Origin of the sequence: Microbacterium sp. BK668, from assembly GCF_004362195.1 — a bacterium.
Lineage (GTDB): Bacteria > Actinomycetota > Actinomycetes > Actinomycetales > Microbacteriaceae > Microbacterium.
On record NZ_SNWG01000001.1, the window covers coordinates 89,470 to 112,037 of the forward strand.

Below are 22,568 nucleotides of genomic sequence, written 5' to 3' on the forward strand. Positions count from 1 at the left end.
GCGATCTGTTTCACCGGAGGCTCACGCGGACCCACCGGCGCGGCATGATGGTGCCGCGCTGTCGTGTGGTGGATATGCCGTGGGGGTGGCCTGTTCGCAGGCCGTTCCCTGAGATGCGGCGCCCTCTCGCCGACGACCGCGCCGAGGCACGGCGGACGGCGCGCGAAAGCGCACACCCTCCTATGATACGCCGGTTTCGGGAGGGGGGTCAAACGAGCGCGGGTCTGGCCGGCGGAGGGACGGATGCCTGCGCCCCGGCGCCGACGGCGGGCTCAGCCGGTCAGGGCGAGGAGCGCCAGGAGTGCGGCCGCGCCGAGAAGGACGACGGCGACGAGGACGACCGCGCCGGCGAGGCGCCGCCGTCGACGAGAGCGAGCGGATGCCTCGACCGCGGCCGTGTCGACGGGCATCTGCCGCGCGCGCGCGGGACGCCGCGATCGCTCGGCGCGCACCGGCTCCCCCGGCCGGGGCCCGTAGACGGCATCCACCGGTTCGGGTGCGCGGGCGGCGCGGTTCGCCGGCCGACCGGCGTCTTCCAGCGCAGCGGTCCGCCGCCCGGCGGCCTGCGGATCCGCCGGCGTGCGCGGCGGCGCGTCGATCGCGCTCGCATTGTCCGTGCTCCTCTGGCGCACGGCTGCCCGACGACGGGACTCGCGGCGGACGACCATGGTGGATCCGTCCTCGGGATCGTTCCCCTCGACCGGCTCGTCGTCGGGGCGGCCCGCGGACGGAGCACTCCGGCGCGGGCCGGGCGCGGCGTCGAGGGCCGCCGGTGATCGCGCGGGGAGCGTGGCCTCGAGATCGGGTTCCGGCGAGCCGGACTCGGGCCTTCGAGGCGAGACGGCGGTCGCCTCGTACGGCGAGTCGCGGGGCACTCGGACGGTGCGCTCGTCGATGTCCGGGTCGTCGGCGGCCGGGTCGCCCTCCTCGGAACCGCTCACCCGTCGCTCCGGATGAGCGACACCTCCGCGTCGCCGAGGAGGAACTTCTCGCCCGCCTCGGTCTGCTCGCCCGGGGTCGCCGCGACCTCGGTGCCCAGAAGCGTCGTGAACAGCACGCCGTTGGTCGACTCCAGGTCGGTGATGTACCACTTGTCGTCGCGGAGCTCGAGACGGGCGTGCGTCTTCGAGACGGTCCGCGTGTCGTCGTCGAGCGAGACGAGCTGCGCATCCGGGTGATCCGGGTCGGCCGAGGGCCGGCGCCCGATGAGGACCACCTCGGCCGTGAGCGGGATCCGGGTGCCGGACGGGTCGACGAGCGTCCAGGCCGTGCGCTTGCGACGGGCGACGACGGTCGCCTCGAGCTCGTCCTCCTCGGGGATGTGCGGGCGCGTGTGCAGCGCCGACACGGACGAGAGCGCCGACCGGGGTCCCCCGGCGTCGGGGGCTCCCGCGATCGCCGAGACCGGACCCGAGCTCTCGGGGAAGGCCTCGCCCTCCGACGGAACGGGAGAGGGCGCGGGCGCCCACGGCTCACGCATCGCGGCGGCGGGCGTCGGGGCCGTCGGGACGCTCGTCACCGGCGGCTCGGCGGCGTCCTCCGGTGCGTCGCCGAGGTCGGGGACGGCTCGCCGGGGCACGGCCGACACGCGCTCCTCCGGCGGGCCGACGGCGCGGCGGGGGGCGGCGGAGATCGGCGCGGGCGCGTTGGTCGCGGCATCCGTCACCTCGCTCGTGCCGGACGCGCCGCCGAAATCGAGGTCCCAGGACGGCTCATCGGACGGCGCATCGGCGTCGTCGTCGACGTCCCACCCCTGCGTCGCCGGGGGCATGCTCGAGCGCCGGAGGGGCGCCGAGGCCGGCTCGTCCGCGGTGGGGATGTCGTCGAGCCCGCGGCCGTGCGCGACCCCGCCGCGCGGCGCGGCGGCCCCGGGGACCGGCGGGGAGGGCGGGGCGGGAGCGGGCGCGTTGCCGGGGAGCTCCGACGCGTCGCCCGTCGCGCGACGCGTGGCGGGTGCGTACGCGTCGGCGACCGGCGCGGCGGCCGGGGTCGGCAGCGGCGGAGGGTTCCAGCCCGGCAGCGGCCGGTCGGGCGCTCCCACGCCGGTCGCCGGAGGCGTCGAGGCGGCACGCGCGAAGGCGGGCGGGGGTGCCACGGGCGGGAACGTCGCGGGCGCCAGGCGCGCGCCGTCGGGGGGCGGCGGCAGGGGCGGCGCGTCGGCGTATCCCGACCGGACCGGCCCGCGTCCCCCCTCTTCGCGCCCCACCCACCGGGCGGAGCCGAAGCCGAGCACCGTCGCCCACACGGGGAAGAAGAACCACGCGAGCACCGTCATGCCGACTCCATGGCCGAACGCGACGTTGATGCGGTACACCGCGACGATGAGAGCGATCCAGCCGAGGATCGGGAGGATGAACAGGAGCACGAGCCAGCCCGAGAGCCCGCCCAGGCTCAGGACGATCACGGCGTTGAGGATCGGCACCCACGCCTTCCACCCCGCCTCACCGCTCTTGCGGAAGACCGCGGACAGGCCGATCGCCGTCCACACGTAGATCAGCAGGACGACGAGCGCCGACGTCAGACCCAGCGTGACGCTGGTCCAGGTTTCGAGGTTGCTCATGGCGTGGTGCGCTCGCGCGTCGCGGCGCGGCGCTTCCCCCTTCCGGCGGTGCGCTCTCTGCGCCCCTTCTTCGGGGCGAGAGGACGGATGAACGATCTCAACGATACGGTCGCCCGCAGCCCTCGCCAGAACCCGCTCTCACGCGCGAGTCGCCGGCGCTCCTCGTCGACGATGCGCCAGAACGCGGCTGCCTCGTCCACCGTGACCGTGCTCCCCGAGAAGACGGCGCGGTCGGCCTGCTCGGCGAGGGCGAGGCCGGAGCCTGTCGCGTAGGAGGTGGCGATCTCCGATCGGGTGAGCGCACGCGGAGCCGCGCGTCCGGCATCGACCGCGGCATCCACGTATTCGTCCCAGCCGCCGGCGACGCGCGCAGCCGGAGCTCCCTGGGTGCGGCGGCCGCGCCGGCGCAGCGCCTTGGCGAGCACCACCGCGAGGAAGGGCCCGAGCGCGAGCACGAGGATCGCGAGGACGATGCCCGCCGTCCGCAGGGCCGCCCAGAGCCACGAGAGGTCGGCCCCGACGTCGTTCTGCACGTCGTCGTCGACGCCCGAGTCCTCCTGCACCGGATCGGGCGGCAGCACCTCGTCGACGGAGTCCGGCCGCACCTGGGTGACGTTCTCGGGGTCGCGCTGCTCGGTCACCTCGAGGCTCGGCGAGTCGGCGCGCTGCGGCGTCGCGTCGATCGGAACCCACTGCCCCGCCTCGTCCTGAACCTCGGCCCACGCGGAGAGATCCTGCGCGCGGCACACGCCCTCGTCGCAGGTCGCGAGGTCCGGATCGTCCGAGGCGAGCCGCGCGCCGAGGACGACACGGGACGGGAACCCGAGCTCGCGGGCGATGAGCGCGACGGCGACGGCGAACTGCTCGTCGTCGCCGACCCCCGCGACGTAATTGCCGGACGCCTCGGCCCGCGGATCCGTCTCGCGCTCGAGGAGGCGCGAGAACAGCGCGTCGATGCGCGCGAGCGAGTGCCCGGATGCGCTGGGCTGCGGGGCGTAGTCGCCGAGAGAGGATGCCCAGACCGGCGTGCGGCCCTCGGGAAGGAGGCCGTGGCTCAGGTAGCCGCGCTCGCGCAGGAGCTCGACGAGACCCTGCAGCGCCGCGCCGCCCGAACCCGTCGCGTGCCGCTCCACCCAGGTGGACAGGCTCTCCGGAGCCGCGACGGACGAATCCACGCCGCCCGGAGCGGCGATCGTCGCGGGGTCGGGCAGCCGAGGCTGGACGGACTCGATGACGTACGAGTCGCCCTGGCGCAGCCCGCCGCCCGCCGTCTGCACGCCCGCCTCGGCCTCGGCGCTGTAGTAGAAGCTGTCGGCGAGAGCCGCGGCGCGATCGCCGCCGAACTCGACGGACCTCAGTCGCCCGACGGTCGGCATCCAGATGCCGTTCAGGCCCTCGACCGAGATCTCGGTGCGCAGGACCCGCCCGTCGCCGGCGTCGAGGCTCGACGGGACGCGGACGAACTGCGCCTCGTCGAGCGCGTCGGCGCCGCCCGCACGGAAGACCTCGCCGTCATAGCTGTCGAGCGTCGCCAGCCGGATGCGCGCGGGCGATCCGATCTCGCTCCTGACGGTGAAGAGCACCTCGTCGGCACGGTCGTCGGCGAAGAGCGCGCGATAGGTCGACAGCGGGCTCACCTCGGCGGCGAGGTCGACGTCCGGTCCGAGCGTCGAGCGGAGCACATCCCGGTCGGCGCCGCGCGCGGCATACGGGATGATGACGGCCCCCGCGATGACCGCGACCACGATCATGCCCGCGCCCAGCGCAGCGCGTCGCCGGTCGGTGCGCGTGGGCCGGCGCGAGATGCGCACGCCGCTGGATGCTGCGGCGCGCTGCAGTGCGCGCACCCGCTCGTCGTGGTTCCGCCACGCCAGCCACAGCAGCGTGACGACGAGCGCCGAGATGCCGATCGCGGTCTCGAGCGGGGCGTAGAGGGTGACGGGGCCCACACCGAGGGGCGCGCTCGTCTGCGCCCGACCGAAGAAGAGGCCGAACGAGACCATCGCGAGCCCGACGGGCGCCGCCGCATAGGCCACGCGGTCCTCGCGCCACGACAGGAGAAGCGCGGCGCACGTGCCGACGAGGAACACCACGAGCGCCGGCACGAGGAGGTTGCGATAGGTGCCGACGGGCAGGTCGACCGTGACGAGGTCCTTCCAGGCGAGGAGCAGACCCGTGCCGAGGTCGCCGAATCCGCGCACGAAATCGACCACCCCGCCGAGCCGGGACGGCACCGCCAGCGGCACCCCGAAGAGGAAGAACGCGGCTCCGAGGGCGGCGCCCGTCATCCATCCGTCCCAGCGACGCACCCTCGCGACGACGGCGAGTCCTGCGGCCACCGCCGCCGACACGACGACGAGGAGCAGGAACCACCCCGAGCGATAGATCGGCCAGGCGGCCGCCGCCGCCACCGCGACGACGGCGGCGACGAAGAGCGAGCCCGCCACGAGGCGCGGCCTGGACGGGGAGCGCTCGCGTCGCCGGGTCGCCGGGAGGACGCTCGGACCGCTCATGAGGCCGCTCCGCGCAGAAGGAGTCCCGACAGGTCGTCGAGCGTTCCGACGGTGAGGATCGTGAGGCCCGCGATCGGCTGCATGCGGGGATGCGCGCGCTCGTCGCAGATCACCGCGACGACGGCGGTGTCGGTCGGGAAGGCCAGCGCCGCCTGTCGCAGGCGCGTGAGCGAGACGCGGGAGCCCACCACGACGAAGGCGATCGACAGGCGGTCGTCGGCCTCGGCCGTGAGGCGGCACACGTCCTCGATCGGCATCGTGTTCTCGATCAGCTGGACGCCGCTGAAGCCGTCCAGCATCGGCCGCGGCGCGGGCGCGGGGATGCGCTGGATCGCGCGCAGGCGCCCGCGGATGACTCGCGGCACCTCCGACCCCACGACGATGTCGAGGTCCCGGTCGTCGTGCACGGCGCGCAGCCCGAGCGAGGCGGCGCACGAGACGGCGAGCTCGAACTCATCGGCGTCGGCGTACTCGCCCTCGGCGATCGCGAGGACGATCGCCATGCGCGAGCGGCGCGACTCCTCATACTGGCGCACCATCAGCTGCCCGGTCTTCGCCGTCGACTTCCAGTGGATCTGACGGCGGGAGTCGCCGGGAGCGTATTCGCGGATGGCGTGGAACGACATGTCGGCGTCGACGAGGCGCCGGGTCGGGCTGCCCTCGAGATCGCGGACGAGTCCGGCGCTCGTCGAGGGCACCGTGGTCGTACGCGGGTGCACGTACAGTTCGTGCACGTCCTCGAAGGCATGCTCGCGGCGGAGGAGACCGATGGGGTCGCTCCGTACGGTGGTCGCGGGACCGACCGTCACGATCCCGCGGCGGAGGTCCGGGATGTCGAGCGGCTGCGCGATCGTGTGCCCGGGGCGCAGCAGCGGCACCCCGAACTCGACCAGTCCCGCCCCGACGGGGATGTCGAGGCGTCCGGGGAGCGCGATGCGGTTGCCGTGGTTGCGCACGACGATCTCCCCCACGACACCGGAACCGGCGACGACCCGCTCGTGCGCGAGGGTGAGATCGACGTCGTACGACCGCGCGCCGAAGAGGAACGGCACCGCCATGAGCAGCAGCAGAAGGGCGATCGCACCGGCGACCATCCACTCCACCCAGCCGAAGGCGATGCCGAGGAGGAGTCCCACCGAGGCCGCCGCCACCACCAGCACTCCCGCCGGACGGACGGTCTGCGCCGTCCAGTCGGCCGCGCTCGCCACACCGCGGCCCACGGCCCGCGAGGCATCCGTCGCCCACACGACCGCGCGCACCAGGGTGCGCCCGCGCGTGACCGGGGCCACCGTGCGCGTCGTCGCCGCCGCCGTCGACGACAGAGTCGACGCCGACGTGCGGGTGAGGCGCGGCTCCACCGTGTCGGTGCGACCCCGGCGAGCCTCGTCGACGCTCATATCGCCTCGCGGCGGGTGGGCGGCGGGACGTCGAGCAGGACCTGACCGATGACCGCCTCCTGGGAGACGCCGTCGAACTCGGCTTCGGGGTGGAGGATCAGCCGATGCGAGAGCACGGGCACAGCGAGCGCCTTGACGTCGTCGGGCGTCGCGTAGGTGCGCCCCTGCGAGGCGGCGCGGGTGCGGGTCGCCCGCGTGAGGGCCAGAGCGCCGCGGATGCTGACGCCCAGCCGCACCTCGTCGGCGGACCGGGTTCCGTCGACCAGCCGCGCGACGTAGTCCAGGACCAGAGCGTCGACGTAGACGTCGGCGGCGAGGTCGGCCATGCCGACGAGCGCCTGCGGGGTGATGATCGGCGCGAGATCCTCCGTCGCGATCGCAGCGCCGTCGAGGATGCGGACGGTCGAGGCGTGGTCGGGGTAGCCGAGCGAGGCGCGCATCATGAACCGGTCCAGCTGCGCCTCGGGAAGCCGGTAGGTCCCCGCCTGCTCCACGGGGTTCTGGGTGGCGAGCACGAGGAACGGCACGCCGACCTGCCGTGAGACGCCGTCGATCGTGACACGCCCCTCCTCCATGACCTCCAGGAGCGCCGACTGCGTCTTCGGGCTCGCGCGGTTGATCTCGTCGGCGAGCACGATGTTGGCGAAGATCGGCCCGGCGTGGAACTCGAACTGGCCGGTCTTCTGGTCGTACACGGTGATCCCCGTGATGTCACCGGGCAGCAGGTCGGGGGTGAACTGGATGCGCGTGTTCGTGCCCTGCACGGACTGCCCCATGGCGCGCGCGAGCGAGGTCTTCCCCGTCCCGGGGACGTCCTCGAGGAGCACGTGCCCGTCGCTCAGCATCGCGGTCAGGACCAGCTCGACCACATGCCGCTTGCCGAGCACGGCGCGCTCGACGTTGTCGGCGATCTGCGCGAACGTCTGGGCGAACCAGGTCGCCTGCTCCTGGGTGAGCGTCATGGATGCTGTCCTCCGGTGGGGCTCGGAACGGGGGTCTACGGAACCGGCTCGGGGTCGGGCGGGGTGTCGTCGGGGGTGCACGCGGCCGCGAACGTCGAGGTCGCGTCGTCGAGGCCCCAGCCCTGCGCCGCCCAGCTCACCGTGACCCGAATCCCCTCGACCCGTGCGGCCGCCTTGGGAACGTCCCACGTGTCCGCCGTGTGGGAGAGCACCTTGCCGTTCCTGTCGTAGTACGTCAGGCCGCCGTTGCCGAAGGTGAAGGCCGCCCGGCCTTCGGTCGACGTCCCGCGGGGCGCGAGCGTGCCGCCGCCCACGCAGGCGTCGTCGGCGCTCCACGAGGCCTGCACCTGATACGGGGCGCTTCCGGGGGCGGGAGCGACGGTCGACCACGGCGTCGCGGTCCCCCACCAGTCGTGCACGTAGCGCACCAGGATGCCGGGGTCGCGCCCGAAGACGCCGGTCGGGTAGCCGCTCATCTCGACGCGGTTGCGGTTGGGGATCCGCTCGGGGGAGGTCGGCGCGGTCTGGATGGTCCACTCGGCGCGGCCGTCGCCGACGATCGGCCGCCCGTCGACGACGAACGTCCAGCCCTTCGGGGCCTTCCCGCTCTGCACGGCCCGGACGCTCGCCGAGGTGGCGCTGGAGCCGTACGACCGGCCGTCGAACCAGGACTCCACGCACATCGTGAAGGTGTACTCGTCGCCGTCGGGCAGTCCGCTGAAGGTCGCGGTGGCGCCTCCCGTCGTGACCTCGCACCGCTGCCCGTCCCGGACGATGCCGTAGCGCAAGGAGGAGCCGTCGCCGTTGACCGCTGCCGACGCCTGGGCGGTGACGGTCGAGGTCCCGTCGCCCATCGACTCCGAACTGAGCGCGAGAGCGGGGCTGGTCGGCGCCCCGACGCCGTTGCCCCACACCGTGACGGCGGAACCCGACGCACTTCCGCCGAGGCCCGGGGGCAGCTGGAAGCGGGAATAGGGGGTGACGGTGATGGGCGAGGACGAGTTGGTGCCGACGCGATACGAGCCGACCTCGAGCGTCTCCTGGCCGGGACGGACGGGGATCCGGGCCGTCTCGCCGTTCGGGCTCGTGATCTCCAGCCCTCCCGTCTGGTCGGTGTCGAGACCGGACATGGAGAGCGAGACGAGACCGCCCTCCCCGGCGGTGACGACGGGCGCGACCGAGACCGCCGCCGGCGCGCCCGGCGCGGCATACGCCCACCCGACGGTGCTGACACTCGACCGGGACTCGCCGACGGAGTTCGTCGCGACCGCCTGATACGTCCGCTGCTCGCCGTTGGGGGCGGGAATGGGCGGGCACGTGCCGTCCGCCGAGCAGCGGGCGACCTCCTGCCCGTTCGACCGGATGAGGAAGCCCGCCAGCGCGGGATAGGCCAGGCGGGACTCACCGGGATCGACCCGCAGGGTGAGGGTCCCGTCCCCGTAAGCCGTCTGCCGCACGGCTGCGGGGGTGCGGGGATAGCCGAGCAGATCGAGGAGGATCCGCCCGTCGCGCTCGGCGTTCGTGCGGCGGCCCTGGGCGTCCTTGACGGAGTACGACGCACTGCACGTCGCGCCGGACGCGTCCGCCGCCCACGAGGCGACGACGGATGTCGGGGACGCGACCTGGAAGCTCACTCCGACGCACGCGCCGACAGGGCGGACCTCGATCACCTCGAGCGGTGTGCGGGGCAGCGGGTTGACCTCGCCCGGGGCGCCGATGACCTGGATCGTGCACGACGAGCCCGCCGCCTGCGAGCACTGCTGCGTCGCCGAGCCGCCCTGGGGAAGCGTCGAGGGCGCCGCGCCCACGCGCAGGAGCAGTCGCGCCGGCACGACGGCGTTGTGGCTCGTCACGCGCACGATCGCGGCATCCTCAGTCCCGGGGACGGCGCGGTCGGCGCCCGTGACGGTCAGAGTCGATCCGGACTGCGTCACCTCGAAGGCGGAGCCGGCATAGTCGACGGCATACCGGATGTCGCCCCAGCCCTCGCGCAGCTGCCACGTCGTCATCTGCTCGAGGTCGAAGGTGGTCGTCTCGCCGGGCCCGACGGTGAGGGAGGCCGGATGCAGCTCGGGCTGCGGGTCGAGTGCGAGCACGACGATCGGCACCGAGAGGAGGGTCCAGTCCTCCTGCCCGGCGAGGCGGACGGGCACCTGGCAGGCATCGGCCCACGGCGCCCCGGCCCCGGAGTCGTAGCGCACGGCGGTGCCCGACTCGTGCGAGCAGGAGGCCTCGGCCCGGGCGCCGGACGTGCGCAGCTCCTCCCCCACCTCGAGCTGCGCGCCGGGTGGACGGGCGACGAGCGACGCCATGTCGAACGAGACCGACTCCAGCTCGGCGACGGTCGGGGTCTGGGCGCCGGAGCGGAGCGCGAGAGAGAGGTCGTCGTCACCCGGCACGCGGAGGAAGGCGAAGGTCGTGACGGGGCCGTCCGCACCCTCGCCGGTGACGGCGAAGGGAATGATGCGCGTCGTGGGGGGAAGCGTCCCGCTGATCTCGCGCCCGTCGACCGAGACGCCGGCGGGATCGCCCCACAGGCTCACGGTCAGCTGCTCGGCGTCACCTCCCGACCAGGTCGCCTTGCCGTCGAGAACGTCGACGCCCTTCTCGAAGTCCTCCCGGTTCTCGACGGTGAGGACCGTGTCGGTGACGACCGGATAGTCCGGCACGCTGTCGCGCACGACCTTCACGACGATGAGGCCGCGACCGGTGTTGCCGGAGGTGGACGCGACGTCGTAGAGGAAGGACATCGTCGTCGGCTCGGTCCCGGCGTCGATGACGACGGTCGAATCGGACTGCGACCTGATCCGGTTCTCGATGCGCCGGTACTCGGGGTTCACTGACCCGTCGGCGAGGAACGCGGGCAGGTCGGGCCGGACCTCCTCGAGAGTCAGCTCGCGCATCGTCGGATCGATGTCGTTCGACAGCGGGCTGACGCGGATGCGGCTCTCGGAGCCGGCCTGCACCTGCACGTAGTCGGTGAAGGTGACGGGACTCGGATTCGACTGTCCGTCCAGCACCCCGATGCGCACGGTGCCCTCCCCGGTCTGACCGAAGGCGTCGACCGCGCGGTAGCGGAAGGACACCTGCCCCCGGTAGCCGGGAACGCTCGAGTAGAGGATCGACGTGCCGTCGGCCGTGATCGTCGCCGCGCCGCTCTCGGGCTGGCTCACGACGCGGTCGAGTGTCACGACGTCGCCGTCCGGGTCCATGCCGAAGCCGTCGAACTCGACGACTGTCGACTGGCCGCTCAGGACCCGCCCCTCCAGCGTCTCGGGGAGGGGAGCGCGGTTCGCCTCGTCGGGTAGCACCTGCACGCGCACATCGGCCGTGTCGGCGAGCAGGGGCGCGCCCGCCGTGTAGACAGAGTACTCGATGCCGTACTCGCCGGGCTCGCTCGGCGCGAGGTAGCGCAGGGTGTCGCCGGAGGCGAAGGCCAGGGCCTCATCGCTCGACGACACGACCTGGGCGGGGTTGAGGATCGGCCGCCCGCCGGCGGGCGCGATGTCGTTGTCGAGCACCGGGATGTCCACCTGCGACCCGGCGCGGACGACGAGGGTGTCGTCGACCGCGATGGGAGCGAGCTCGGGCGCCTGCGGGAGCAGGTACACGGTCGCCTCGCCCTGCACGCTCGCTCCACGATCCTCCGTCCCGTCGCTCACGGTGTAGGTCACCGTGCCGAGTCGCCCCGGTGCCCCCGAGGCGGTCGTACCGGAGATGCGCAGGTAGTTCTGTCCCACGGTATCCACCGAGAGGGACGCTCCCTCGTCGGCGCGGGGAACGACGTCGCTCAGCAGCAGGACACGGCGCGTGGGGTTCGATACGGCTGCGAAGACGTCGAGCGTCGCGTCCTCCTGGGGCCTCACGAACGCGACGACGGGCGACGTCGCGAGCTCGGGGGGCGCATCGGCCGGAAGGATCGTGACACGCGCCGTGCCGTCGGCGTCCGTCGTCCCGTCGGTGACGGTGAACCCGACGCGGAAGGTGCCGGGCGACCGCGCGGTGAAGTCGAAGCCCGTGGTCCCGCCGACGACCGTCGCCGTCGCCGCTGCGTCGTCGAGTACCCGCACCGACTGGAGCGTGACGGCTCCCGCCGTCCCCGTCACGTGCGGGGCGACATCGACGGTGAGGCCCGCGTCGATCGTGTCGACGACGGCGAACGACTGCACTTCCAGCCGCGGCTCCGGCGATACGCGGATGACGAGGGGCTTCGTCGCGGTCTGGCCCAGCGTGTCCGACACCGTGACGGCGAGCTCGACGAGCTCCTCGCCGCCCTGGCCGCTGTCCGCGTGCTGATAGACCACGTCGCCCGCCGGCGTCGACGCGACGCTTCCGATGCCCGAGGTGTTCTCGACCGACAGGAGAAGGAGCGGATCGCCCTCCGGGTCGACCCACCCCGGCAGCACCGGGACCGTGACGGTGCCGCCTCGCGCCACCTCCGGTTCGGGCCAGGGGACGAGGCATCCGTCGACGGCACACCAGGAGGGCGCACTGTCGGAACCTTCCGGCGCGACCGTGATCGTCACGGTCGCGGGATCCGACCGCAGGCCGTCCGCCGCGGTGCCGTCCGTGACGGCGTACGAGAAGGTCGCCGAGCCCGTCGCCTCGGGGGCGACGCGGACGGTGACGCGCTGGCCGTCGTCGGTGATGGTGGCCGAGCCGAAACCCGGGTCGAGACCCGTGACCGAGGAGGGATCGATCGAGAGGACGTCCTCGTTCGGGTCGTGGTCGTTCATGAGCACGGGGAGGGTGGCGAGACTGCCGGCGCGGACGCCGAACGCGTCGGCCTCGGCGATCGGCGGCTTCGGGTCGAGCTGGATCGTCAGCTGCTCTTCGCTGGGCTGCGAGTCGGGGTTCGTCCTCTCGTCGAGCGACCAGTCCTGGCTCGAGGGCACGAGTGTCCCGTCGGGCACGGTCCAGACCCAGCCCGTGCGCGTCTCGTTGAGGATGACGGCCTCGTCGCTCGCGACGAACGTCGGGCGGCGGTCGTCGCCGAGCTCCCGTCCGCCGTAGTCGAGCACCTGCTGATCGCCGCGCGAGCTCCACAGGACGCCCTGCGTGTCGCCCTGGGGAAGCCAGGCGGCGAAGACCTCCCCGTCGTGGACGACGGGGGTCGCCGGCGTCCCGATGACCGTGGACCCCACGCCGAGCTCGTCGCCGACCTCGCCGGTGTCCGTCGATACGCGGGCGAGGCCCGTCTCGTCCGCGATGTAGATCGCGGTGCCCGTCGGATCCGGGTCGCCGACGACCGCGGTGCCGGTGGTCTCGACCGCGATCGCGGCATCCGCGTCCCGCAGCCACACGTCGCCGTCCTCGGTGTCAACGACCGCCCACGCGTCGCCCGCGGCGGAGATCGCCGGGGCGGAGAGGCCGTCGACATCGAGCGTGTCGCGCCCGTTCACCTCGGACGCGGCGATGTCGTAGCGCAGCACGGATCCGTCGGCGGCGGAATAGCTGAAGAGGATGCCGCGCTCGTCGACGGCGATGGCATCGGCCGTGTACTGCGGCGCGTCGTCGTCGGAGGGGAACGGGTCGAGCTGCGTCGCATCGCCCGTCGACAGACGGCCTACGAAGACGGCTCCGGAGTCGGTGCGGTAGGCCGCGAAGTCACCGGCCGTTGCGACGTCGGTCGTGCCGGCGGGTGTGGAGGGCGAGGCGCGCAGCGACTCCTCGTCGAGGTCGACGGGCATGGCCGGGTCGATCCGGGTCAGCTTGCTGTAGCTGTCCGAGAACAGGAACGCACCGTCGGAGGTCTGCGCGACGTCACTCGGGTTGCTGATGCTGCGGACGGTGTCGAGCTCGCCGATCGCCGTGTTCACGCGCGCGTAGCGGCGGCCGTCGCCCGTCTGCAGCGCCCAGACGGCGGTGTCGACTTCGGGCGTCTCCTGCGCGTCGAGTCCCGGCCACACGACGCTCGCGGTGACGATGAGGCCCGCGACGGCCGCCGCCGCTGTGATGCCGGCGATGGCGCGGCGGCGCATTCAGAGCACCCCCCCGGCGAAGAGAGCCGCGACCACCGCCGCGATGGCGACGACTGCGGCGACGGCCGAGATGATCCACGGAAGGACCCGGGAGCGCGCAGCCGGGGTCGCCGAGATGTCGGTGTCCTCGTCCCTGGCCAGGCTCGCCACACCGGTCTCCGGACGCGTCTTGCGACGTCCCTCATGCTCGACGCGGCTGCGCACGGCTCCCCGCATCGTCGAGTCGGCGAAGTCGACGGGACCGGATGCCGCGGCCCACTCCTCGGTGGGCACCTCGAGCGCGGTCGGCGAGATGCCGAGCTCGGCCTGCACGGCACGCAGTGCCTCGGCGAACTCGCGCGCCGAGGCGTGACGCCGGCCGGCTTCGCGGCTCATGGATCGCGCCAGCACGTCCTGGAGGGCGGCCGGGACATCCGTGCGGGCGATCGGCGTGTAGCTCGCGCGGGCGATCCGCCGGCGCAGCTGCTCCTTGGTGTTCTGCCCCCGCTCGCGGCGCTCGAACGGACTGTGCCCCGCGAGGAGGGAGTAGACCGTCGCGCCGAGGCTCCACACCTCGCTGGCCACGGTCCCCGCCGTCTGCTCCGCCACGACCTCGGGCGCGCTCCAGGGGATGGACATCGCGAGCACCTCGTCGGCGGTGGCGCGGGCGAGCGACGACGAGATGCCGAAGTCCGCCAGGACCGGCGCGCCGAAGGTGGTGACGAGGATGTTGCTCGGCTTGACGTCGCGGTGCACGAGGCCGGCGCGGTGCGCGGACTCGAGCGCGCTCGCCATCCGGACGCCGATCTCGAGCACCTCCGGCACCGGCAGCCGCTCGATGCGGTATCGCTGTGCGAGCGAACCGGGGCAGTACTCCATGACGATGTACGGCCGGCCGTCGGCGGAGATCCCGGCCTGGTAGACGGTCACGATCGAGGGATGTGCCGAGAGGTGGGCGAGGACGTCGGCTTCGGCGTTGAACATGCGCCGCAGCTCGGGATCGCGGACGTCGCTCGGCAGCACCTTCACCGCGACATCCCGTCGCGGCATGTCCTGCTCGTAGAGGAACACGTCCGCGAAGCCGCCGGATCCGAGGGGGCGGATGTAGGTCAGTCCGGGGAGGATGGGGGGTGCCGAAGGCAGGCGTGTTGCCACCCGGTCCTCCCCACGTCTCGACCCGCACCCGGAGAGCGCGCGCACGCCGCGCACTCAAACTGCGCAATGCTAACAAACGCTCCTGAGCCGCCCCTGGGGTCCGAGCCGCGCCTGTGGACGGCTGCTGATCAGAGCGCAGGCGGGTCGTTGGGGTCGAACGGCACGTCGAGGGACTTCGTCAGCTCGTGGAGCATCGCCTCGATCTGAGGCTCCACGTACTGCGTGATGGCGGCCTGGATGCGCAGCCGATGGTGGAGCAGGATCGTGCACACCTCCCGTCCCACCATGTTGGCGTAGTCGTCGGCGAGGCCCACCTCCTGCCGCAGGGCCGCCTTGGCGTCCTCGCTGAGCGGAGGAAGCTCCGGGATGCCCGCATCCGCTTCCTCCGCCAGCCCCGAGATCGTGAACAGGAAGGGAGCGCCCGGGATCGGATCGGGATCCAGCGGCAGTCCCTCGAACTCCGGGTCGAGGCCCTCGGCCGGGCGGTAGCTGCGCGCGCGGTTGCGCGCCGCCTGCTGGTCGAGCTCGGCCTGGAGCATCGGGAGGTTGCGGGCGGTGTACTCCGCGACGGAGTGGTCGACGATCGCCTTGATGCGCGTCGACAGGCCGTGCTGCACCCCGTGCGGCACGTCGGACCCGAGGCCGGCGGCCGAGAGGACCGGCGATCCGAAGCACCGGCGGCAGGGTGCCACGCGCCCACGATGGGTCGCCGGCTCCCACCGCGGCAGCCACCTCAGCCAGGCGTCCACCGCCTGGCTGACCTGGGTCTCGAGCGACCGCTCCACGGCGTCAACCGTATCCCGCGCACCGCCGCGACGCCCTGGTGCGACGCGCTATTCGTCGTCCGGGTCCTCCCACGGCCACCGCGGCCGCCGGGCGTCGGTGCGCACGAGCGCGACCGCCCCCCACGCACAGGCGAAGGCCGAGAGCGCGATCACCACCGCGAACCAGGAGAGGAGCACGCTTCCGGCAGCCCCGGCGGCCGCCGCGAGGTCGGATCCCCCGATGACCGCCCCGAACCACACCCCGAGGGGATAGGCCAGAAGGGCCGCGACGGCGGCGAGCGCGGCCGCGCCGTACGACGGATGCGGCCGGCTGACGGCCAGCCAGACGACCAGCGCGAACGCGCCGATCGCGAACATCGTTCCGAGGACGCCGGGGATCTGCCCGAGCCCCGGCACGGGGATGACGTCCCGGTCGAGGATCAGGCTCGTCACGCCCAGCCCGCAGATCACGAGCGCACCGAAGGCCGCCGTCGCGAGTCCCAACGCGACGGGCGGGCGGACATGCCCGTGCTCGGGTGGCCGATCAGCCGTCATCGATCGACGATACGTCCGGGCGGCGCCGGGCGGCAGGCCGGTTGACGCCCGGGGCTACTGGCGGTACAGCTGAGGGCCGGCCTCCAGCGTGCGCTCGTACTCGCGCTGCGCCTCGGTGTTGATCTCGGTCACGCGCTTGCCGCGCGCGGCGACCCAGGCGCCGAACCAGATCGTCAGCTCGCGCCCGATGATGAAGGCGATGACCGCGAGCGGGGCGAAGAGGTTGTCCTGGATGCGGGCGACGCCCTCGGATGCGGTGAGGCTCCAGAACGGCGCCTGGAACAGCTCGCCCAGGATGAAGCCGAACCAGCTGAACAGGCCGACGAAGAGTCCGAAGACGACCCAGTGCGCCCAGCGTCCGCGGTTGATGATGGCGCCCAGCAGCCAGAAGCCGATGAAGAAGAGCACGACGGGCGTCCAGAACACCCACGACGTGAGCGTCCTCGTGAGGGCTGGGACGATGCCGGCGACCTCGACGTCGCCGCGCACGAGGCCGATGCCGAGCCACGCCGCGAGGAAGATGACGACGAAGCTCAGCGCCGCCAGGAGGCCGATGGCTCCCGCGGCGGCGCGGTTCCCCCGCGCCCGCGGCGGCTCGGGAGCCTGCACGAAGATGGGCTGCGGCGCAGCAGCGGCGGTCGCTCCGGCGGCGGTCGCACCGGCCGCGGTCGCTCCGGCCGCGGTCGTCGCTCCGCTGTCGGCGGAACCCGACACCGGCTCGCTGGGGGCGACGGCGGGGCCCGTCGCCGAGGGGTCGGCGGGGGTGTCGTACGCGCGGGCGGCGACGGAGCCCTCGGCGGCGGCCGGCTCATCGTCGTACGACGCGTTGTAAGCCGCATGGTAGGCCGCGGCATCCGTGATCTCGTCGTCCGTGGAATCGGCCAGAGGTGACGCCGTCGACCGCTCGTCTGCGGCGGCCACCGGCTCCGAGGCGACGGCCGGCGCACCGGCGGCGCAGCTCTCGCTTCCGGTCGGCTCGTCGCGCACGACCGGCTCCGCGTGCGCCGGGGCGGGCTCGTCGCGCACGACCGGCTCCGCGTGTGCCGGGGTCGGCTCGTCGCGCACGACCGGCTCCGCGTGCGCCGGGGCGGGCTCACCGTTCGCCGCGACGGGCTCATCGCGCACGATGGGCTCATCGCGGACGGCAGGCTCGGCGTACGGCGCGGCGTCGCGGCCGGCGGCCTCGGCATCCGTGAGTCCCTCGTTCGCGCTTCCGACCACGTCGTCGACGGGCCTCGGCTCTTCGACGGGTTCGCCGTAAGTCGACTTCGAGTCACTCATCGGATCCACTTCCTCACACGGGGCACGCCCCCGCATCAGCGAGGGTAGCGCCCAGCACCGTCATGCCCGTGGAGGCATGCCGCGCCGATTGCGGACGGATTCGGCGTGTTCGCGGCTATGGTGACGGCATGCCGCCGCGCCTCGCCCGCTTCCGCATCGCCATCGCCGTCGCGAGCGGGGTGGTGGCGCTCTCGGCGGCGCTCGCCGGATGCGCTCCCGAACAGGCGTCCGGCGCGACGGCGCCGTCGACCCGGGCAGCCGACGCGAGCGCGTCCGCCGCTCCGACGCCCACCCCGAGCGCGTCGCCCACGACATCGGCGGCGATCCCCGACGACTGCGCCGGGATGCTGTCACCGAGCGTCACCGCGCAGCTGGCGGGGGTGCCGCTCAACGACCCCGTGCTGGGAGTGCCGACCGGCGTGCAGGCGGACGGAAGCCTCGTCTGCATCTGGCGGGATCCGGCAGCCGACACGACCTACCTGTCGACCGCGATCACGAAGATGAGCCGCGGGCCGGCGTTGGACATGCTCAACGATCTCGCCGACGAGAACGGCTTCACCTGCTATACCCCCGACATGGGCACCCGGTGCGAGAAGACGTGGCCGAACGGGACCTACCCCGTGACCGACGGGCGCACGCTGTTCTGGCGGGACGACGTCCTGATCGACACGCGCTACTCGAACCTCGCGCCGACCGGGTTCACCGCCGCGATCGTCGCCTCGATCTGGGGCTGAGCCGCCCGCTCACGCCCAGACGAAGGCAGCCAGCCGGGTCCCGTATTGAACGGGGGTCCATCCGCTCTCGACGCTCGCGAGCCACAGTCCGTCGCGCACCGCCTGCTCCTCGACGATGCCGCCGGCCGTCCGCCGGCACGCGACGCCCGAACCGAGCGGCTCGCACGAGAAGCCCTGGCCGAGAAGCGCCGCCTCCGCGACGGCGGCGGCATCGGCGCCCACCACCGAGAGCGTCGTGACGATCGTGCCGGGCGCCGCGCGCCAGGCGCAGGTCACGCGCACGGTCGGCTGCAACGCGTCGACGAGCGCGGTCACGGCGGTCGCGGGCGCGGCCCGCGTCTGCGAGAGGAGCGAGTCGGGGGCCCACGCGAGCTCACCCCACAGTCGCCGCGGATAGATGTCGCGACAGTCGAGGTCGGCCGAGGGATCGAGCGCCGCGGCCGAGACGGGACCGGTCGCGGCGGCCTGCGGTGTCGAGGTCGCCGAGCGGAGGGTGTCGCCGACGAATCCCACCGTCCCCGGCACCGCCGGGAGAGCGAGCCACGCGAGCGCGCCGACGACACCGGCGCACAGCAGCCCCACAGGCCATGCCAGCCAGAGATTACGACCGCCGATGCGCGCCATGATCCGCCCCTCGGATCCACGGTAAGCCGGTGTGCAGAGGAGGCGCACTTCGGCACGCGGAGACGACGAAGGCCCCGGCGCGAGCCGGGGCCTTCGTGTTGAGGGGACGGATGCCGGGGCATCCGTCGCCCGTCAGTTGTAGTTGCCGGAGAAGTCGTCCGTCGAGAAGCTGTCGAAGTCGACGTAGCTCAGGTCGGCGTCGCTGTACGCGCCGTCCGAGGCGAAGATGCGGTTGGGGTACCGCTCGCTCTTGGCCTCCTCCGTCGCCTCGACCGTGACGTTGCGGTACTTCGCAAGGCCGGTTCCGGCGGGGATGAGCTTTCCGATGATGACGTTCTCCTTGAGGCCGACGAGCGGGTCGCTCTTGCCCTCCATGGCCGCCTGCGTGAGGACGCGGGTGGTCTCCTGGAACGACGCGGCCGACAGCCACGACTCCGTCGCGAGCGACGCCTTCGTGATGCCCATCAGCTCGGGACGACCCGACGCGGGACGCTTGCCCTCGGCGACCGACTCGCGGTTGATCGACTGGTAGCGCTTGAAGTCCACGAGCTCGCCGGGGAGCAGCGTCGTGTCGCCGTGGTCGACGACCGTGACCTTGCGCAGCATCTGGCGCACGATGACCTCGATGTGCTTGTCGTGGATCGGCACACCCTGGGAGCGGTACACGCCCTGAACGCCGTTCACGAGGTACTTCTGCACCTCGCGGGCGCCCATGACGCGCATGACCTCCTTGGGGTCGAGCGTCCCCACCTGCAGCGGCTGGCCGACCGTCACGTGCTGGCCGTCCTCGACGAGGAGCGTCGCGCGCTTGAGGACCGGGTAGACGTGCGGCTCGTCGCCGTTGTCGGGCGTCAGGATGACCTTCTTCGAGCGCTCGGTCTCGTCGATCGTGATGCGACCGGCCGACTCCGCGATCGGCGACGCACCCTTGGGGGTACGGGCCTCGAAGAGCTCCTGCACGCGGGGAAGACCCTGCGTGATGTCGTCGGCCGAGGCCGAGCCACCGGTGTGGAAGGTGCGCATGGTCAGCTGCGTGCCGGGCTCGCCGATCGACTGGGCCGCGATGATCCCGACGGCCTCGCCGATGTCGACGATCTTGCCGGTCGCGAGCGAGCGGCCGTAGCACTTCGCGCAGACGCCGACCGCCGAGTCGCACGTGAGGACCGAGCGGACCTTGATCGTCTCGACCCCGCCGTCCACGAGCTTGTTGATCAGCACGTCGCCCACGTCGTCGCCGGCCTCGGCGAGCACCGTGCCCGCCGCGTCCACGACATCGGCCGCGAGCGTGCGGGCGAACACCGAGTTCTCGACGTTCGGGTCCTTCGTGAGCGCACCGCCGAAGCCCTGCGTCGCGATGGGGAGCTCGAGGCCCTTGGTCGTGCCGCAGTCCTCCTCGCGGATGATGACGTCCTGCGAGACGTCGACCAGGCGACGCGTCAGGTAGCCCGAGTCGGCGGTACGCAGAGCCGTGTCGGCCAGACCCTTGCGGGCACCGTGCGTCGCGATGAAGTACTCCGCCACCGACAGACCCTCGCGGTACGAGGAGATGATCGGACGGGGGATGATCTCACCCTTCGGGTTGTTCACGAGGCCCCGCATGCCCGCGATGTTGCGGATCTGCAGCCAGTTGCCTCGCGCGCCCGACGACACCATGCGGTTGATGGTGTTGTCGGCCGGGAAGTGCTCGCGCATCGCCTTCTGGACCTCGTCGGTCGCCTCGGTCCAGATCTTGATGAGCTCCTGACGACGCTCGGCGTCGGTCGTGAGGCCCTTCTCGAACTGCGCCTGGACCTTCGCGGCCTGCTGCTCGTAGCCCGCGACGATCTCGGCCTTGTTCGGCGGAGTGAGGATGTCGCTGAGGGCGACCGTGACACCCGAGCGGGTGGCCCAGTAGAAGCCGGCGTCCTTGATGCGGTCGAGCGACGCGGCGACCTCCACCTTCGGGTACTCCTCGGCGAGCTTGTTCACGATCTGCGACAGCTTGCCCTTGTCGGCCTGCTCGCGCACGAACGGGTAGCCCTTGGGGAGCGTGTCGTTGAAGATCGCCTGGCCGAGCGAGGCATCCACCAGCCCGTGGCCCTTCTTGACCACGGCGCCGTCCTCGTCGAGGACGTCGGCGTAGCCCTCGGGGGCTTCGCCCTCGAGGAAGGTGAGGCCGGGGATGCGGATGCGGACCTTGGCCTGCAGGTCGAGGGTGCCCTCGTCTTTCGCGAGGATCGCCTCGCCGACCGATCCGAACACGCGGCCCTCGCCGGTGGCGCCCTCGACGACCGTCGTCAGGTGGTGCAGGCCGATGATCATGTCCTGCGAGGGCAGGGTCACCGGGCGGCCGTCCGACGGCTTGAGGATGTTGTTCGACGCGAGCATCAGGATGCGGGCCTCGGCCTGCGCCTCGACCGACAGCGGCAGGTGCACGGCCATCTGGTCACCGTCGAAGTCCGCGTTGAACGCGGCGCAGACGAGCGGGTGCAGCTGGATGGCCTTGCCCTCCACGAGCTGAGGCTCGAAGGCCTGGATGCCGAGGCGGTGGAGCGTGGGTGCGCGGTTGAGCAGCACGGGACGCTCGCGGATGATCTCCTCGAGCACGTCCCAGACCTCGGGACGCGTGCGCTCGACGGCGCGCTTGGCCGCCTTGATGTTCTGCGAGTGACCGAGGTCGATCAGGCGCTTGATGACGAACGGCTTGAACAGCTCGAGGGCCATCTGCTTGGGCAGACCGCACTGGTGCAGCTTGAGCTGCGGGCCGACGATGATGACCGAGCGGCCCGAGTAGTCCACGCGCTTGCCGAGCAGGTTCTGGCGGAACCGGCCCTGCTTGCCCTTGAGCATGTCCGACAGCGACTTCAGCGCACGGTTGCCCGTGCCCGTGACGGGACGACCGCGGCGGCCGTTGTCGAACAGCGCGTCGACGGCCTCCTGGAGCATCCGCTTCTCGTTGTTCACGATGATCTCGGGCGCGCCGAGGTCGATGAGGCGACGGAGCCGGTTGTTGCGGTTGATCACGCGACGGTAGAGGTCGTTCAGGTCGCTCGTGGCGAAGCGGCCTCCGTCGAGCTGCACCATCGGGCGAAGCTCCGGCGGGATGACCGGGACGACGTCGAGCACCATCGAGGCCGGGCTCATGCCGGTCTGGAGGAACGAGTTCACGACCTTGAGGCGCTTGATCGCGCGGATCTTGCGCTGGCCCTTGCCCTCCGAGATCTGCAGGTGGAGGCTGTCGGCCTCGGCCTGGAGGTCGAACGCCTGCAGGCGGCGCTGGATCGACTCCGCGCCCATGTAGGCCTCGAAGTACTGCCCGAAGCGGTCCTGCAGCTCGTGGAAGATCTCGTCCTCGCCCTTCAGCGAGCCGACCTCGAGGTTGCGGAACTCCTCCCAGACGCGCTCGAGCTTGGCGATGGTCTCGTCCGCGCTCTTGCGGATGGCGGCCATGTCCTTCTCGGCGGCGTCCTTGACCTTCTTCTTCTGGTCGGCCTTGGCGCCCTCCTCCTCGAGCGCGGCGAGCTCCTCCTCCAGCTTCTGGAGGCGGTTCGCGATGCGCGAGTCGCGGCGGTCGGCCGCGGTCTTCATCTCGAGGCGCAGGTTGTTCTCGTGCGTGGGGAGGTCGCGGTGACGCGCCTCCTCGTCGACCGAGATGACCATGTAGGCGGCGAAGTAGATGACCTTCTCGAGGTCCTTCGGCGCCATGTCGAGCAGGTACCCGAGGCGCGAGGGGACGCCCTTGAAGTACCAGATGTGGGTCACGGGCGCGGCGAGCTCGATGTGGCCCATCCGCTCGCGACGGACGGAGGACTTGGTGACCTCCACGCCGCAGCGCTCGCAGACGATGCCCTTGAAGCGCACGCGCTTGTACTTGCCGCAGGCGCACTCCCAGTCGCGGGAGGGGCCGAAGATCTGCTCGCCGAAGAGCCCGTCCTTCTCGGGCTTCAGCGTGCGGTAGTTGATGGTCTCGGGCTTCTTCACCTCGCCGTACGACCAGCGACGGATGTCGTCTGCGGTCGCAAGGCCGATGCGAAGCTCATCGAATGTGGTTGCGTCGAGCACTGGTTCTCCTGTGTCGGAATTC

Annotated in this window: 13 protein-coding genes; 1 reads left to right on the forward strand and 12 read right to left on the reverse strand. The window is 72.3% G+C overall.

Annotated elements, in window-relative coordinates; genetic code table 11:
• Positions 1-272 precede the first annotated feature (272 nt).
• The 10 genes from EV279_RS00435 to EV279_RS00480 form a co-directional block, all read right to left on the reverse strand.
• Positions 273-941, reverse strand: a complete 669-nt coding sequence (locus tag EV279_RS00435) for a hypothetical protein (protein ID WP_133540951.1) — start codon at positions 939-941, stop codon at positions 273-275.
• Positions 938-2,560: a DUF5684 domain-containing protein gene (locus EV279_RS00440; protein WP_133540953.1), complete on the reverse strand. Its 1,623-nt coding sequence runs from the start codon at positions 2,558-2,560 to the stop codon at positions 938-940. The genes EV279_RS00435 and EV279_RS00440 overlap by 4 nt, the downstream gene beginning before the upstream one ends.
• Positions 2,557-5,073, reverse strand: coding sequence for a transglutaminase domain-containing protein (locus EV279_RS00445; protein ID WP_133540955.1), 2,517 nt, complete (start codon positions 5,071-5,073; stop codon positions 2,557-2,559). Before EV279_RS00445 ends, EV279_RS00440 begins: the two co-directional genes overlap by 4 nt.
• On the reverse strand, positions 5,070-6,470 hold the full coding sequence (locus tag EV279_RS00450; protein ID WP_133540957.1) for a DUF58 domain-containing protein: 1,401 nt from the start codon (positions 6,468-6,470) through the stop codon (positions 5,070-5,072). Before EV279_RS00450 ends, EV279_RS00445 begins: the two co-directional genes overlap by 4 nt.
• Positions 6,467-7,432, reverse strand: coding sequence for a MoxR family ATPase (locus EV279_RS00455; RefSeq protein ID WP_133540959.1), 966 nt, complete (start codon positions 7,430-7,432; stop codon positions 6,467-6,469). Before EV279_RS00455 ends, EV279_RS00450 begins: the two co-directional genes overlap by 4 nt.
• Positions 7,433-7,467: 35 nt before the next feature.
• Positions 7,468-13,413 carry an Ig-like domain-containing protein gene (locus tag EV279_RS00460; RefSeq protein ID WP_133540961.1) on the reverse strand — a complete coding sequence of 1,982 codons (5,946 nt, stop codon included), beginning with the start codon at positions 13,411-13,413 and terminating at the stop codon, positions 7,468-7,470.
• The gene (locus EV279_RS00465; protein WP_133540963.1) at positions 13,414-14,547 is read right to left on the reverse strand and encodes a serine/threonine-protein kinase; all 1,134 of its coding nucleotides are present in this window, start codon (positions 14,545-14,547) and stop codon (positions 13,414-13,416) included.
• 128 nt (positions 14,548-14,675) lie between these two features.
• Entirely contained in the window at positions 14,676-15,332 is a 657-nt protein-coding gene (locus EV279_RS00470; RefSeq protein WP_133540965.1) for a spermidine/putrescine ABC transporter substrate-binding protein, read from the reverse strand.
• Positions 15,333-15,380: 48 nt separating this feature from the next.
• On the reverse strand, positions 15,381-15,866 hold the full coding sequence (locus EV279_RS00475; protein WP_133540966.1) for a hypothetical protein: 486 nt from the start codon (positions 15,864-15,866) through the stop codon (positions 15,381-15,383).
• A 54-nt stretch (positions 15,867-15,920) separates the two neighbouring features.
• The gene (locus EV279_RS00480) at positions 15,921-17,147 is read right to left on the reverse strand and encodes an ABC transporter (RefSeq protein ID WP_243728376.1); all 1,227 of its coding nucleotides are present in this window, start codon (positions 17,145-17,147) and stop codon (positions 15,921-15,923) included.
• 128 nt (positions 17,148-17,275) lie between these two features.
• Between EV279_RS00480 and EV279_RS00485 the strand changes: the two genes are divergently transcribed.
• Positions 17,276-17,881, forward strand: coding sequence for a hypothetical protein (locus EV279_RS00485; RefSeq protein ID WP_243728377.1), 606 nt, complete (start codon positions 17,276-17,278; stop codon positions 17,879-17,881).
• Between the two features lie 9 nt (positions 17,882-17,890).
• On the opposite strand, the gene EV279_RS00490 is transcribed toward EV279_RS00485, so the two are convergent.
• Entirely contained in the window at positions 17,891-18,505 is a 615-nt protein-coding gene (locus EV279_RS00490; RefSeq protein ID WP_133540968.1) for a hypothetical protein, read from the reverse strand.
• Positions 18,506-18,637: 132 nt separating this feature from the next.
• Positions 18,638-22,546: a DNA-directed RNA polymerase subunit beta' gene (locus tag EV279_RS00495; RefSeq protein WP_133540970.1), complete on the reverse strand. Its 3,909-nt coding sequence runs from the start codon at positions 22,544-22,546 to the stop codon at positions 18,638-18,640.
• Positions 22,547-22,568: the final 22 nt, after the last annotated feature.

Excerpts from the sequence above, each read along its gene's own strand:
- EV279_RS00445 (WP_133540955.1), bottom strand. The coding sequence starts at position 5,073 with ATGAGCGGTCCGAGCGTCCTCCCGGCGACCCGGCGACGCGAGCGCTCC.
- EV279_RS00475 (WP_133540966.1), bottom strand. The coding sequence starts at position 15,866 with ATGACGGCTGATCGGCCACCCGAGCACGGGCATGTCCGCCCGCCCGTC.
- EV279_RS00485 (WP_243728377.1), top strand. The coding sequence starts at position 17,276 with ATGCCGCCGCGCCTCGCCCGCTTCCGCATCGCCATCGCCGTCGCGAGC.
- EV279_RS00450 (WP_133540957.1), bottom strand. The coding sequence starts at position 6,470 with ATGAGCGTCGACGAGGCTCGCCGGGGTCGCACCGACACGGTGGAGCCG.
- EV279_RS00455 (WP_133540959.1), bottom strand. The coding sequence starts at position 7,432 with ATGACGCTCACCCAGGAGCAGGCGACCTGGTTCGCCCAGACGTTCGCG.
- EV279_RS00460 (WP_133540961.1), bottom strand. The coding sequence starts at position 13,413 with ATGCGCCGCCGCGCCATCGCCGGCATCACAGCGGCGGCGGCCGTCGCG.
- EV279_RS00490 (WP_133540968.1), bottom strand. The coding sequence starts at position 18,505 with ATGGCGCGCATCGGCGGTCGTAATCTCTGGCTGGCATGGCCTGTGGGG.
- EV279_RS00440 (WP_133540953.1), bottom strand. The coding sequence starts at position 2,560 with ATGAGCAACCTCGAAACCTGGACCAGCGTCACGCTGGGTCTGACGTCG.
- EV279_RS00480 (WP_243728376.1), bottom strand. The coding sequence starts at position 17,147 with ATGAGTGACTCGAAGTCGACTTACGGCGAACCCGTCGAAGAGCCGAGG.